The organism is Kitasatospora sp. NPDC127111 (assembly GCF_042677465.1).
Taxonomy (GTDB): domain Bacteria; phylum Actinomycetota; class Actinomycetes; order Streptomycetales; family Streptomycetaceae; genus Kitasatospora.
In genome coordinates this window covers 75,077-87,972 of sequence record NZ_JBHXTG010000002.1, presented here as the reverse complement: position 1 = coordinate 87,972, position 12,896 = coordinate 75,077, and the positions used below count along the sequence as shown (strand labels likewise).

Sequence of the window (12,896 nt, the reverse complement as noted above, 5' to 3'; positions counted from 1 at the left end):
GCTACTGCGACTGCTCCCCGTACTCCTGGCCGGAGCCGAAGGAGGTGGTCACGATCTCCCACACCTTCGGGAACTCGCGGCCGGAGACGTCCGTCGGGTTCAGCGAGTAGACCACCTTGCGGCTGAGGTCCCTGGTCGCGAAGACACCGCTGGTGAAGCCGGGCCGGGAGCCGGTCTTGCCCCAGACCACGACGCCGTTGGGCAGGGTGGCGCGCATCAGGCCCTTGCTGAAGCAGGCGTGGCCGGCGGTCGGGCCGATCTCGCAGTTCTTGTTGTGCCGGTTGGGCACGTCCGGGACGTCGAACAGCTCGGCCTGCTGGGCGGGCGGCAGCAGCCGGCCGCGGAGCAGCGCGGTCATGAACCGGTCCAGGTCGGCGGCGGAGGAGATCATGCCGCCCTCCGCCCACGGCCAGGGGCTCTGCTCGGTGACGTCGACCCGCTGCTTCCCGCCGTCCGGGCCGGGGAGGTCCAGGTAGCCGTGCGCGTGCGGGCCGGGCAGGGTGACGTCGTCGCGGTCCGGGACGGCGGTGTCGCGCAGGCCGAGCGGGCGGACGATCCGGTCCCGCACCTCCTGGGCGAAGGTCCGGCCGGCGACCTTCTCGATCACCATCCCGGCGACGAAGGTGTTGATGCCGTTGTACTGCTGCGCGGTGCCGGGCGCGAAGCCCATCGGCTGCCGGACGGCGTCCGCGACCACCTGCGCCGGCGTCCAGGAGTCCGCCCGGTGCGCGGCGAACCAGCCCTCGCCGCCGTCCCCGGAGGTCAGGCCGCCGCCACCGGGCAGACCGCTGGTGTGGTCGAGCAACTGGCCGACGGTGACCGGCGGGTAGGACGCCGGGAGCAGCCCGGGCAGGTACTGCTGGACGGTGCCGTCCAGGTCGAGCCGGCGCTCGGCGGCGAGCTGCAGCACCACGGTGGCGGTGAAGACCTTGGAGATGCTGCCGATCCGGAACCGGGCGTCCGCCGGGACGTCGGCCCCCGCGGTGCCGGTCCACCGGCCGCCCCGGCCGTCCACCCGGACCAGCGCGCCGGTGACGCCCTCGCTCGGCAGGCCGTCGAGCGTCTTCGCCAGGGCGGCCCGGTCCAGCGGGGCGGCCGGGCGGAGGGCGGCCACCGCACCCGCGTCGCCCGCCGGGCGGTCGGCCGCCAGGGCCGGTGTCGCGACGCCCGCGCCGACCGCGGCCAGCAGGGCGCCGGCGACGGCGAGGGTGGTCCAACGGCGGTCACGCTGAGGGGTGTTCATCGGGATGCTCTCCAACGGTGGCTCGTCCTGGGCGCTTTCCGCGCGTCGTCGTGCTGTTCCGGGAACGAGTCTGTTGGAGTGCGGCGCACCGGCCATCCGGGGCGGCCCCCCAGGCACCCCGGAGCCGACCCCGGGGCTTCTCGGGGTCGGCTCCTGAACTGGCGTCAGGGTGGGAGCGGCGAGCCGGCGCCCAGCCCTCGGTGGCCGGAGGGCCCGCTCAGTGCGCGGAGTGCTTCTCCGCGCCGCGGTGGCGGTGCCCCTTCAGTTCGGCGTGCATCGCCGGGGCCGAGCGCATGCCCGTCACCTCGGCGTCGCGGCCGCCGTGCCGGAAGGCGGAGCCCCCGGCGGACATGCCGGTGGCGGCGGGCGGGGCGTTGGTGCGCAGGCGTGGTGGCATCGGACGGGGGGTCATCGCCATGCCGCGGCGCTCCAGCAGTTCCTGGGTGCCCTGGCGGAGCTTGCGGGTCATGCTCGGTGCCAGCTTGGTCATCGTGGGCCTCCCTTCGGCGGTCTCCGGCCGCACGGGGCGTCGGCCGGGAGGGCCGCACGGGCGTTATGTCCGGATTTTAACCGCCCTACACCTGAGCCGCGCTGTCACCCGGCCCGACCCCGGAGCACGGGGCCTGGCCCGGCCCCGTGGCGCTCCGACCCGGGACGGCCTCAGCCCATGACCTCGTGGACGTAGCACCAGCGCCAGTCCTCCCCGGGCTCGTACGAGCGGATCACCGGGTGGGAGCTGTTGTGGAAGTGCGCGGTGGCGTGCCGCTGCGGCGAGAAGTCGCAGCAGCCGATGTGGCCGCAGTCCAGGCAGACCCGCAGGTGCACCCAGTCCCGGCGCCCCTGGGCCAGGCAGTCGGCGCAGCCGTCCGTCGGCGGGAGGGGCTCGATGTCCCGGGGTGCCGCGGTGAGGTCTTCGCAGGCGCTCATGGACGCAGGGTAGTGACGGCCGACCCGGCCCACGGCCCATGACACGCCCCGCGGGGCGGCGCCGGTCGGTCCGTTCCGCTAGCTCCGTTCCGGTCGGTCCGCGACGCCGCCCGGTCCGCCGCTCCGCTCAGTCCGCGGCGGCGGGCACGTCCGCGGCGGCGGGCAGGTCCGGGGCCGTCGGCCCGGCCGGCTCCCGCGTGCCGCCCGGCACCCCGCCGACCGCCTGCCGGCCGTCCGCCGTCCAGCTCGCCAGCAGGGCCAGCCGCTGCGCGGTCGGCGAGTCCGGCGCGGCGGTGAAGACCACCAGCAACTGGTCGGCGGAGCCGTTGACGGCCAGGGTCTCGTAGCCGAGGTCCAGTTCACCGACCAGCGGGTGCCGGATCAGCTTGACCCCGTGGGTCTTCTCCCGCACCTGGTGGTCGGCCCAGAGCCGGCGGAACTCCTCGCTGCGCACCGAGAGTTCGCCCACCAGCGCGGCCAGCCGGGCGTCCTGCGGGTACCGGCCGGCGTCCAGCCGCAGATAGGCGACGGTCTCGGCCGCGACCGCCTCCCACTGCGGGTAGAACTCCCGGGCCGCCGGGTCGAGGAAGGCGTGCCGGGCCGCGTTGACCGTGCCGGACGACGCACGGGACGAGAACCCGTGCACGGCGTCGCCGAGGGCGTTCCAGGCCAGCACGTCCATCCGGCGGCCGAGGACGAAGGCCGGCGTCACGGGCATCAGGTCCAGCAGCAGCCGGGTGCCCTCCCGCACCTGCTGGCGGCCGCGCGCCGCGGCGGCGGGCCGGGGCGGCCGGGTCAGCGACCGCAGGTGCGCGGCCTCCACCTCGTCCAGGCCCAGCACCCGGGCCACCGCGTCCAGCACGGCGTCCGAGGCGCTGCCGCCGCGGCCCTGCTCCAGCCGGATGTAGTAGTCGACGCTGACCCCGGCGAGCTGGGCCACCTCCTCGCGGCGCAGGCCCTGGACGCGGCGGCGGCCGTGCGAGGGCAGGCCCACCTCTTCGGGCCGGATCCGGGCGCGGCGTGAGCGGAGGAAGTCCCCCACGGTGTTCTCCATCCCGGCAGCGTAGACCGGGGTCGCGGGCGCGAGGGTGGTAACGCCCTTCCCAGGTTGGGCTTTCCCAGGTCGGCGCGTCCCGGGAAGGACGCAGCCCTGGGTGGCCGGGCGCGGCGCGCGCAGAGTCGTCCTCGTCAGCCCGCGAAACCCTTCCCAGGAGCCGAAGATGAGCTACCCCGCCCTCGCCACCCGCACCGCCGTCGTCACCGGAGCCGCCAGCGGCATGGGTGAGGCCACCGCCCGGCTGCTCGCCGCCGGCGGCGCCAGGGTCGCCCTGCTGGCCCGCCGCACCGAGCGGCTGGACGCCCTGGCCGCCGAGATCACCGCCGCGGGCGGCCGCGCCGTCGCCGTCACCACCGACATCACCGACCAGGCCTCGGTGGACGCCGCCGCCAAGGCCGTCCACGACGCGTACGGGCCGGTCGACCTGGTGGTCAACAACGCGGGCGTGATGCTGCCCAACCCGCTCGCCGACGGCCGGATCGACGAGTGGACCCGCATGATCGACACCAACCTCACCGGCGCGCTGCGGGTCGTCCGCGCCTTCACCGCCGACCTCACCGCGGCCGCCGCCGAGGGCCGCACCGCCGACCTGGTCAACGTCTCCTCGATCGCCTCGCACGTCGTCTTCCCCGACTACGCCGTGTACGGCGCCACCAAGGCCGCGCTCACCCAGCTGTCCGCGGCGCTCCGCACCGAGCTCGGCCCGCGCGACGTCCGGGTCAGCGCGATCGAGCCCGGGCTGACCGACACCGAGCTGGGCGGGCACATCGACAACCCGGTGCTGCGCGAGCAGCTGGGCGGGATGTTCGCCGCGATCCCCGCGCTGACCGCCGAGGACATCGCCGACCTGATCGGCTACGCCGTCACCCGCCCCCGGCACGTCAACCTGCGCCACCTGGTCGCCCTGCCGACCCGGCAGGCCTGACCCCGGGCGCGGAGCCCCGGTCCGGGCGGGAACCCGGTCCGGGTGGACTCCCCCGGTCCGGGCGGGAACCCCGGGCGCGGACGGCTCCCCGGTCCGGGCGGGCTCCCCGGGCGAACGGGTTTCCCGGCAGGCCCGGGAGGCCTCGTGGGAGCATGCCATCCGTGGCGGTAGCAACGGGGAACACGGACAGCGACACCGGCGGTGCCCGGACGGGCGGCATACCCGGGCAGGCCGGCCCCGGCGCACCGCCGGACACAGCGGGCGACGCGGGCTCCCCGGAGACCACCCCCGCACAGGCCGACCCCACCGGCCCCACCGGCACCGGCCGGATCCGCCAGCCGGTCGCGCTCATCGCCTTCCTCGCCGGTCTCGCCGCGATCGCCCTGACGCTGCTGCTCGCCGACTACGCCCGGGCCACCACCGTCGGCCTGGCCGACGACGTCGCCCAGGCCGCCCGGTTGGTGCCGCGCCCGCTGGCCGGGATCGCCGGCGGGCTCTCCACCGCCGCCCTGCTGCTGGTCCCGGCGTACTCGGCGGTCCGCCGGCTCCTCAGCCGGGCACCCGACCGCCGGCGCACCCTCCAGCACCTCTCCGACGGGCTGCTCGCCGCCGTCCTCGCGTACGGGCTCTCGCTCGCCCTGGACCTCTGGGTCGACGGCGTCGCCCCCGCCTCGCTGGTCGCGGCACTCAGCCAGCGGCTCCCCGGCGGCGGCCCCGCCCACACCGAGCCGGTCTACGGCTACCTCGCCCCGGTCCTCGCCTTCATCACCGCCTCCGACGCCCGTGAACGCCGGGTGTCCCGGATCGTCCTCGGCGTCTCCGCGCTCGCCGGCCTCTCCGCCGGGTACGCCACCCCGACCGCACCGATCCTCGGCCTGCTGATCGGCTGGACCGCCGCCCACGGCACCCGCTACGCGGTCGGCACCCCCGACCCGCGGCCCCGGCCCGCCGAGCTGCTGCGCTCCCTGCGGGAGGCGGGCCTGCGCCCGGCCACCGCCCACCCGGCCGGCCCCGACCGCTACCTGGTCCGCCAGGAGGCCGGCCGCCCCGACCTCGACGTCCAGCTGCTCGACCGGCAGGCCGTCACCGCCGCCCTGGTCCAGCGCGCCTGGCGCCGGCTGCGGCTGCGCACCGCCCCGCACCCCCGGGCCCTGCGCTCGCTGCGCACCGGGCTGGAGCACGAGGCCCTGGTCTCGTACGCGGCCGTCGCCGCCGGCGTCCGCACCCGCCGGATCGCCGCCACCGCCGAGCTCGGCCGCGACACCGCCCTGGTCGCCCACGAGTACCTGCCCGGCCGCACCCTGGACCGGCTCGCCGACGAGGAGCTGACCGACGAGCTGCTCACCGACGCCTGGACCCAGCTCGCGCTGCTCCAGCGGCGGAGGATCTCGCACCGGGCGCTGGTGCCCTCCGCGCTGCTGGTGGACGAGGCCGGCGCCGTACACCTGGTCGACCTCGCGGACGGCGACATCGCGGCGAGCGACCTGGTGCTGCAGTGCGACGTCGCCCAACTGCTCACCACCCTCGCGCTGCGCACCGGCGCCGAGCGGGCGGTGCGCAGCGCGGTGGCGGTCCTCGGCCGGGACGCGGTCGGCGCGGCCCTCCCGTTGCTCCAGCCCATCGCCCTGGCCCGCACCACCCGCACCGACCTCAAGCGCGCCGCCGCGGCCGCCCGCGCCGCCGGCGCCCGCCCCGTCACCGCGCCGGCCGACGCGGCACCGGGCAAGGCGGCACCGGCCGACGCCGCGCCGGGCGGCCAGGCCGGTACGGCCGGTGCGGCACCCGCACCCGCCCCGCCGCCGGGCGAGCTGCTGGACGCCATCCGCACCGAGGTCCTGCGGACCCAACCGCAGGCGCCGGTGCGACCGGTCAAGCTGGAGCGGCTGCGCCCCCGCACGCTGCTGGCGGTCGCCGGCGGTGTGGTGGCCGGCTGGCTGCTGCTGCCCCAGCTGTTCGCGAGCGAGCAGAATCCGATCGCCGCCGTCGCCGACGCCGACCCGCTCTGGCTGGTGCTCGCCCTGGCCGCCGCGACCGCCAGCCACTTCACCGCCGCGATGGGCTTCGTCGGCTTCGTCCCGGAGCGGCTGAACTTCCGCCACGCGGTGCTCGCCCAGGTCGCGGGCTCCTTCGTGAAGCTGGTCTCGCCCGGCGGCGTCGGCGGGGTGGCCCTGAACACGCGCTTCCTCCAGCGGGCCGGCCTGCCGACCGCCCAGGCGCTGTCCAGCGTGGGCGTCGGCCAGATCTTCGGCCTGACCCTGCACCTGCTGCAGCTCGGCGCCTTCGTCTACCTGCTGGACCTCGAACCCGGCGGCTCCGAGCTCGACGCGCTGCCGGCCGTGGTGGGCGGCCTGGCCGGGGCCGCGGTGCTGCTCGCCGGGGTCTCGGCGGTGCCGCCGGCCCGCCGCTGGCTGGCCGCCCGGCTGCGGCCGCTGACCTCCGAGGTGCTGCCGCGCCTGCTGGAGCTGCTGCGCAACCCCGGGCGGCTCGCGGTGGGCGTGGCCGGCCAGCTGCTGGTCTCGCTCTGCCTGGTCGCCTGCCTGTACTGCTGCGTGCGGGCCGTGGGGCGGGAGCCGGGCTTCGCCTCGGTGGCCGTGGTGTTCCTGATCGGCAACGCCGTCGGCAACGCGGCGCCGACCCCGGGCGGGGCCGGCGCCGTGGACAGCGCGCTGGTGACGCTGCTGGAACACACCGCGTCGATGGAGGAGGGCGGTGCGCTGGCCGCCGTCGCGCTCTACCGCCTGCTCACCCTGGTCCTGCCGGTGCTGCCGGGCTGGGCGGCGTTCGCCTGGCTCCAGCGGCGCGGGGCTCTCTAGGGCCTGTGTTCAAACCTCCCGTCGTCCGCCCGCGCTACTCCCGGTACTCCTCCTCGTCGAGCTGCACGACCCTGCTCTGCTCCGCGACGTCCGCCACCTCGGTCGCCGGGTCGGCTCCGAGCGCCCGGCGTTCGGCCAGCTCGTCGTACTCGTCGTCCTGCTCGGCCGCGTCGTCCGGCGCCACCGCCTCGTCGACCTCGTCGATCAGATACTCCTCGTGATTCTGCGGCATGGCATCCGTCCTCGCTGCTCGGAGGCGCCCACGGGCACGTCAGGGGGTACTGGAAGTATCCGTCCGCGGCCGCCGGGGCGCGACGTGCCGCCGGCCGCTCGGCGTGTTGTCCGAGCCGCCGCCGGGGCCGGTGCGGCGGGCCCCGGAGGCGCGGAAAACGGGGGCCCGGCCGCCGGGGGTACGATCAGTCGCGTACCAGCAGGGCTTACCCACACCCACCCGGTGGCCCCGAAGCCCTTACGAACGACGGGGAAATCATGTCCGGCTCGCACTACTTCTCCGGTGCACCCGAGGTCGCCAGCGAGCGCCGTCCGATCACGGTCACCCTGCCGGACCTCACCCTGGAACTGACCACCGACACCGGCGTGTTCTCCCGCAACCGGCTGGACCCGGGCACCCGGATCCTGCTGGAGCACGCGCCGCCGCCGCGGGTCCGCGGCCCGATCCTGGACGTCGGCTGCGGCTACGGCCCGATCACCCTGACCTGGGCGACCCGGCGCAAGCGGCTGCCGGTCTGGGGCGTGGACGTGAACACCCGCGCGCTGGAGCTGGTCCGGCTGAACGCCGAGGCGCTCGGGCTGGGCAACGTGCAGGCGGCGCTGCCGGAGGAGGTTCCCGAGGACCTGCGGTTCGCGGCGATCTACTCCAACCCGCCGATCCGGATCGGCAAGGCCGCCCTGCGCCGGCTGCTGCACCAGTGGCTCGGCCGGCTCACCCCGGACGGCTCGGCGTTCCTGGTGGTGCAGAAGAACCTGGGCTCGGACTCGCTGCAGAAGTGGCTGAACGAGCAGGGCTACCCGACCACCCGGGTCACGTCGGTCAACGGGTTCCGGATTCTGGAAGCGCGGCCCCGCCCGGAGGGCGAGGGCCCCGAGAGTGGACGAGGTACGACGTCGTGAAGCAGCTCCGCGGGACCGAACTGAAGCGGCTGCACCGCTCGTGGCGGCGCAGCAACGAGTCCCGGCTCGCGCTGATCCTGGAGAACCTGCAGTCGCCGTTCAACGTCGGCTCGGTGGTCCGGACCGCCGCCGCGATGGGCGCCGAGAAGCTGTACCTGACCGGCGACACCCCGTCGGTGCGCTCGGCCGGCGCGCAGAAGGCCGCCATGGGCACCGACAAGTACCTCAAGGTGGAGCACTTCCCGACGGTCGCCGAGGCGGTGGCCTCCGCCAAGGCCGACGGCTTCAAGGTGGTCGGGCTGGAACTGGCGGACGAGGCGGTGCCGATGTTCGCCGCCGAGCTGACCCCGGCGGTCGCCTTCGTGCTGGGCCACGAGGACCGCGGGATCACCCCCGAGGCGCTGGGCCTCTGCGACCAGGTGGTGTTCGTCCCGCAGCTGGGCCGGGTCGGCTCGCTGAACGTCTCCGCCGCCGCGACGGTGGCCTGCTACGAGGCGCGCCGCCAGGGGTACGCGATCAGCGGCACCCCGGACGGCAGCGACGCCGGCGGCCTGGACCTCGACGACGAGTGACCGGCGGCGGGAGGGGGCGCGGTGCCCCCTCCCGCCGGCCGGCACGGCTCACACCTCGACCAGCACCTTGCCCCGGTTCGCCTCCCGGTCCAGGTAGAGGCTCCGGTAGGCCTGCGGGATCGCGTCGAAGCCCTTGTGCACGGTCTGGTGGTAGCGGACCTCGCCGCGCCGGACCAGCCCGCCGAGCTCCTCGTGCATCGCCGCCAACCGCGGCCCGGTGAACCACTCCTGGGCGAAGATCCCGCGGATCGTGGTGCGCGGGAACATGATGTACGGCAGCAGCCGGGGCCCGGTCAGCTCGCCGTTCACCGTGGTCGCCCACTGCCAGCAGACGGCGACCCGGCTGTCCACGTTGAGCATGGTGAACACCGCGTCGGTGATCGTCCCGCCGAGGTTGTCGAAGTAGCGGTCGACCCCGTCGGGGGCGGCGTGCAGCAGCGCCTCGCGGGCCGCCTCGGCGTCGTCCGCCTGGTCGTACAGCACCACCTCGTCGAAGCCGAGCTCCTTGAGGTAGCCGGCCTTGCCGGGCGAGGCGGTGGTGCCGACCACCCGGCCGGCCCCCGCGCGCCGGGCCAGTTGCCCCACCAGGGTGCCGATCGAACCGGAGGCGCCGCTGACCACCACGGTGTCGCCGGGGCGGACGTCCAGGAACGTGGTGAGCGTGCCCCAGGCCGTCATGCCGGGGGCGCCCATGATGCCGAGCGCCGTGGAGACCGGCAGCCGGTCGTCGTACCAGGCCGGGTCGAGCCGCCGGTAGGCCGGGAAGACCATCGGGAAGACGCCGGTCTTCCACACCTCCTCGGCGCCGTTGTGGACGACGTGGCTGCGCCAGCCGCCGAAGCCCTGGACCAGGTCCCCGACCCGGAACGCGGCCTCCGGCCCGGCCTCCAGCACCTCCATGATCGAGTCGGCGCCCATGTGGTCGCCGACCGGCGTCTCCAGGGCGAGGCCGTTCTGGTACGGGTCGACCGAGACGTACCTGGTCCGGAAGAGCATCTCGTCCGGGCGGAGGCTGATCTCGACGTCCTCGACCACCTTCCGGTAGATCCGGTTGACGTCCGGCACCCCGTCGAGGTGCTCGCGGACCACCCACTTCTCGATCTTCATGCCAGGGCCCCTGTCGATGCGGTGCTGGTGGACGGGATCTCCTCGACCAGCTCGGCCAGTTCCGTCGGCCGGCCGACCGGGAGGATCAGATGGGTGGGCGGCGGCGCGCTCAGGTCGATCTCGGCGGTGAACTCCACGCCGTCGTCCCGGCAGATGAACTGCGTCACGTGCCGGCCGGCGGCGGCCGCCCGGATCAGGCCGCCGATGGTGGCCCACACCCCGGAGAGGTAGAAGTTCGCCAGCCCGGGCAGCACCGGGCCGCGCTTCTTGATCTCCTTCTCCATGGTCTCCGCCCCCTCCACGAAGGGGTTCCAGCCCGGGAAGGTGCCGTCGTAGACGCCCGTGTAGCGGACCTGCGTGAGCGGGGTGGAGACGTCCGCGACGGCGACCGCGTCCTTGAACCCGGGGAAGCGCTCGTCCAGGAAGGCGACGATGCCGTTCCGGACCTTCCGCTTGGCCGCGATGTACTCCCGGCCGTGCTTGACCGGCAGGGTGTGCAGCTCCTCGCCGCGCCGGACCCGGGAGGCCTGCTCCGGCCCCTCGTGCAGCGCCCGCCAGGGGGCGATGTCGGAGAAGTAGGTGGCGAACACCACGGTGGACTCGCGGGGTGCCAGCTCCGGGTAGTGCCGGGTGCGGAACTGCACGTTCATGCTGGGGCAGCGGATGCCGGTCAGCTCGGCGGACTCCCGCTCGCTCAGCAGGTACGTGGTGCACGGGTCGCCCTCCGGGAAGGGCCGGCGCAGGCCCAGGAAGAGCGCGACGTAGCCGGGCGACAGCTGGCCCGGTTCGTCGATCAGCGAGGTGTAGAGCCTGCGGTAGGTGTCGTTGAGGTAGCGGCCCTTGAGCAGCTTCATCACCGTGGTGTGGCCGTCGGCCGCGGAGACCACGATGTCGGCCCGGAACTCCCGGCCGTCGCTGAGCCGTACGCCCACCGCCCGGTCGTCCTCGATCAGGACCTCCTCGACCTTGGCGTTGTAGGTGATCTCGCCGCCCAGCTTCCGGTAGCGCTCCTCGATCGAGCGGGCCAGGCCGAGCGAGCCGCCCTCCGGCACCCCGGCGGCCTGGTTGGCGTGCGAGGCGAGCTGGAAGTAGAACGGCAGCACCGGGAAGGCCGGGTGCTTCTCGTAGAGGATGAAGTTGAACGCCTCGCGCAGCAGCGGGTCGCGGAACCGCCTCGCGTAATCGCTCATCAGCACGGTGATCGACCTGCGGATGGTGGAGAAGTACGGGAGGAACGAGGCCAGCATCCGCCAGCGTTCGAGCCGGCCCATCAGCCCGACCGGCTTGAGGAACGGGTAGACCGCCAGCGCCTTGCGGAAGGTGCGGATGCCGTCGCAGAACTCCCGGATCGGGGCGGCGTCGGCCGGGGAGATCCCCAGCAGGTGGGCCTCCAGCCGGTCCGGGTCGGAGTAGAAGTAGACGGCCCGACCGTCCCGGCCGCGGACGATGTTGAACGCGTCGAAGTGCCGCATCTCCTTGCCCTGGAGGGCGCCGAGCTCCAGCCAGATCTGGTACATCTCGTTGCCCGGGCCGTTGCCGAGCAGCCAGCTGATGCACCAGTCGAAGGTGAAGTCGCTGCGGTCCCAGCCGGTGCAGGAGCCGCCGGGGATCTCGTGCATCTCGAAGATCCGGGTGCGGTAGCCGTTCATCCGGGCGTAGCAGCCGGTGGAGAGGCCACCGAGACCGCCACCGATGATGATCATCGTCTCCCGGCGTCTCGGCGGTGCCTTCCGGGTCGGTGTCCGGCGTTTCGCGGTGCCCGGCGTCGCGGCGTCGTGCGTCGCGGTGTCCCCCGCTGCGGTGTCCCCCGCCGTGGTGTCCCGTGCTCTGGTGTCCCGTGCCAATTCGCCGGCCTTCCTCGTCGTCCTCGTCGTTGCCGTTGCCGTTGCCGATGCCGATGCCGATGCGGTGGTCGCCGGGCCGGTCACCAGGCGACCGGGAGCGCCTGCAGGCCGTTCACCATGGCGTCCGCCTTCCAGCGCAGTTCGTCCTCCGGGACGGCCAGCCGCAGGCCGGGGAGCCGGTCCAGCACCGTCTCGATGGCCACCTGCAGCTCCAGCCGGGCCAGGTGGGCGCCGACGCAGTAGTGCACGCCGTGGCCGAAGCCGATGTGCGGGTTGCCCGGGCGGTCCAGCACCAGCCGCTCGGGGTCCTCGAACACGTCCGGGTCACGGTTGGCGGCGGCGGTCGCGATCATCACCGCGTCGCCGGCCCGGACGGTCACCCCGCCCAGCTCGACGTCGGCCGTGGCGTACCGGGGCAGGCTGAATCCGGTGAGCAGCGGCACGTACCGCATCAGCTCCTCGACGGCCCTCGGGATCAGCTCGGGCCACTCCCGGAGGCGCTTCGACTCGACCGGGTTGACGAGGAGTTGGTGGAAGAAGTTGCCGATCTGGTTGGTGGTGGAGACGAAACCGGCGATCAGCAGGTCGCAGGCGATCGAGAGCAGCTCCTCCTCGGTGATCAGGCCCTGCTCGCGGCAGGCCCGGACCAGGACGGTGAGCAGGTCCTCGCCGGGCTCGCGGCCGCGCAGGTCCAGCACGCCGGCCATGTAGGCGATGAAGGCCTCTCCCTCGACGGCGAGCACCTCGCCGGGGGTGACGGCGGAGAGCACCGTCTCCGCCCAGTGCCAGAGCATCCGGTGGTCCTCGGCGGGGATGCCGAGCACCTCGCAGATGATGGTGGTCGGCAGCGGGATCGCGAAGTCCTCGACCAGGTCGGCTGGTTGACCGGCGGCGACGAAGGCGTCCACCAGCTCGCCGGCCAGCGCCCGGGCCCGGGCGCGCAGCCGCTCGACCCGTCGGGCGCTGAACTCGCGGGCCACCAGCGAGCGCAGCCGGGTGTGCTCGGGCGGCTCGGTGGAGAACAGGCCGGCGCCGGTCCGGGCGACCGGTCGCATGCGGGGCTGGTCCCGGCCCATCGCCTCGGCGAGGCTGAAGCGCGGGTCGGCGAGCACCGTGCGCACGTCCTCGTAGCGGGTCACCAGCCAGGCGCCGTCGCCGTACGGCAGCCGGATCCTGGCCAGCGGCTGTTCGCGCAACTCGGCGTAGCGGGGGTGCAGTTCGAGCCCGAGCGGCTCGAAGGGGTAGGACAGCGGCTGGTGCTGCCTGAGCATGGGGCG

12 protein-coding genes are annotated in these 12,896 nt (G+C 74.5%); 4 read left to right on the top strand and 8 right to left on the bottom strand.

All coding sequences use genetic code 11. The features are described 5' to 3' along the window. Position 1 precedes the first annotated feature (1 nt). The 4 genes from ACFVHB_RS02170 to ACFVHB_RS02155 form a co-directional block, all read right to left on the bottom strand. Entirely contained in the window at positions 2-1,243 is a 1,242-nt protein-coding gene (locus ACFVHB_RS02170; RefSeq protein WP_380314325.1) for a serine hydrolase domain-containing protein, read from the bottom strand. 217 nt (positions 1,244-1,460) lie between these two features. Further along, positions 1,461-1,733: a hypothetical protein gene (locus tag ACFVHB_RS02165; protein ID WP_380314324.1), complete on the bottom strand. Its 273-nt coding sequence runs from the start codon at positions 1,731-1,733 to the stop codon at positions 1,461-1,463. 170 nt (positions 1,734-1,903) lie between these two features. After that, on the bottom strand, positions 1,904-2,170 hold the full coding sequence (locus ACFVHB_RS02160) for a UBP-type zinc finger domain-containing protein (RefSeq protein ID WP_380314323.1): 267 nt from the start codon (positions 2,168-2,170) through the stop codon (positions 1,904-1,906). 127 nt (positions 2,171-2,297) lie between these two features. Then, positions 2,298-3,224 (bottom strand): helix-turn-helix transcriptional regulator, encoded by a 927-nt coding sequence (locus tag ACFVHB_RS02155; protein WP_380314322.1) that lies wholly within the window; start codon positions 3,222-3,224, stop codon positions 2,298-2,300. 166 nt (positions 3,225-3,390) lie between these two features. Between ACFVHB_RS02155 and ACFVHB_RS02150 the strand changes: the two genes are divergently transcribed. Further along, positions 3,391-4,152, top strand: a complete 762-nt coding sequence (locus tag ACFVHB_RS02150; protein WP_380314321.1) for an SDR family oxidoreductase — start codon at positions 3,391-3,393, stop codon at positions 4,150-4,152. A gap of 161 nt (positions 4,153-4,313) precedes the next feature. Beyond that, entirely contained in the window at positions 4,314-6,965 is a 2,652-nt protein-coding gene (locus ACFVHB_RS02145; protein WP_380314320.1) for a lysylphosphatidylglycerol synthase domain-containing protein, read from the top strand. Positions 6,966-6,999: 34 nt separating this feature from the next. Here the strand turns inward: ACFVHB_RS02145 and ACFVHB_RS02140 are convergent, their stop codons facing one another. Next, positions 7,000-7,197 carry a hypothetical protein gene (locus ACFVHB_RS02140; protein WP_380314319.1) on the bottom strand — a complete coding sequence of 66 codons (198 nt, stop codon included), beginning with the start codon at positions 7,195-7,197 and terminating at the stop codon, positions 7,000-7,002. Positions 7,198-7,454: 257 nt separating this feature from the next. Here ACFVHB_RS02140 and ACFVHB_RS02135 point away from each other — a divergent pair, with 257 nt between their 5' ends. Then, complete coding sequence (locus ACFVHB_RS02135) at positions 7,455-8,096, top strand: class I SAM-dependent methyltransferase (RefSeq protein ID WP_380314318.1); 642 nt, start codon at positions 7,455-7,457, stop codon at positions 8,094-8,096. After that, on the top strand, positions 8,093-8,668 hold the full coding sequence (locus ACFVHB_RS02130) for a TrmH family RNA methyltransferase (RefSeq protein WP_380314317.1): 576 nt from the start codon (positions 8,093-8,095) through the stop codon (positions 8,666-8,668). Before ACFVHB_RS02135 ends, ACFVHB_RS02130 begins: the two co-directional genes overlap by 4 nt. Before the next feature lie 48 nt (positions 8,669-8,716). Here ACFVHB_RS02130 and ACFVHB_RS02125 read toward each other — a convergent pair whose 3' ends face one another. The 3 genes from ACFVHB_RS02125 to ACFVHB_RS02115 all read right to left on the bottom strand — a co-directional run bounded on the left by ACFVHB_RS02125 (position 8,717) and on the right by ACFVHB_RS02115 (position 12,890). Next, the gene (locus tag ACFVHB_RS02125) at positions 8,717-9,775 is read right to left on the bottom strand and encodes an MDR family NADP-dependent oxidoreductase (protein ID WP_380314316.1); all 1,059 of its coding nucleotides are present in this window, start codon (positions 9,773-9,775) and stop codon (positions 8,717-8,719) included. Continuing rightward, a complete protein-coding gene (locus ACFVHB_RS02120) occupies positions 9,772-11,478 on the bottom strand; it encodes a phytoene desaturase family protein (protein WP_380314315.1) in 1,707 nt (568 codons plus the stop codon). Before ACFVHB_RS02120 ends, ACFVHB_RS02125 begins: the two co-directional genes overlap by 4 nt. Positions 11,479-11,699: 221 nt before the next feature. Next, on the bottom strand, positions 11,700-12,890 hold the full coding sequence (locus ACFVHB_RS02115) for a cytochrome P450 (RefSeq protein ID WP_380314314.1): 1,191 nt from the start codon (positions 12,888-12,890) through the stop codon (positions 11,700-11,702). Between the last annotated feature and the right edge of the window lie 6 nt (positions 12,891-12,896).

Coding starts and splice junctions, on each gene's coding strand:
- ACFVHB_RS02170 (WP_380314325.1), bottom strand. CDS start 1,243: ATGAACACCCCTCAGCGTGACCGCCGTTGGACCACCCTCGCCGTCGCC.
- ACFVHB_RS02165 (WP_380314324.1), bottom strand. CDS start 1,733: ATGACCAAGCTGGCACCGAGCATGACCCGCAAGCTCCGCCAGGGCACC.
- ACFVHB_RS02160 (WP_380314323.1), bottom strand. CDS start 2,170: ATGAGCGCCTGCGAAGACCTCACCGCGGCACCCCGGGACATCGAGCCC.
- ACFVHB_RS02155 (WP_380314322.1), bottom strand. CDS start 3,224: ATGGAGAACACCGTGGGGGACTTCCTCCGCTCACGCCGCGCCCGGATC.
- ACFVHB_RS02150 (WP_380314321.1), top strand. CDS start 3,391: ATGAGCTACCCCGCCCTCGCCACCCGCACCGCCGTCGTCACCGGAGCC.
- ACFVHB_RS02140 (WP_380314319.1), bottom strand. CDS start 7,197: ATGCCGCAGAATCACGAGGAGTATCTGATCGACGAGGTCGACGAGGCG.
- ACFVHB_RS02135 (WP_380314318.1), top strand. CDS start 7,455: ATGTCCGGCTCGCACTACTTCTCCGGTGCACCCGAGGTCGCCAGCGAG.
- ACFVHB_RS02125 (WP_380314316.1), bottom strand. CDS start 9,775: ATGAAGATCGAGAAGTGGGTGGTCCGCGAGCACCTCGACGGGGTGCCG.
- ACFVHB_RS02120 (WP_380314315.1), bottom strand. CDS start 11,478: ATGATCATCATCGGTGGCGGTCTCGGTGGCCTCTCCACCGGCTGCTAC.
- ACFVHB_RS02115 (WP_380314314.1), bottom strand. CDS start 12,890: ATGCTCAGGCAGCACCAGCCGCTGTCCTACCCCTTCGAGCCGCTCGGG.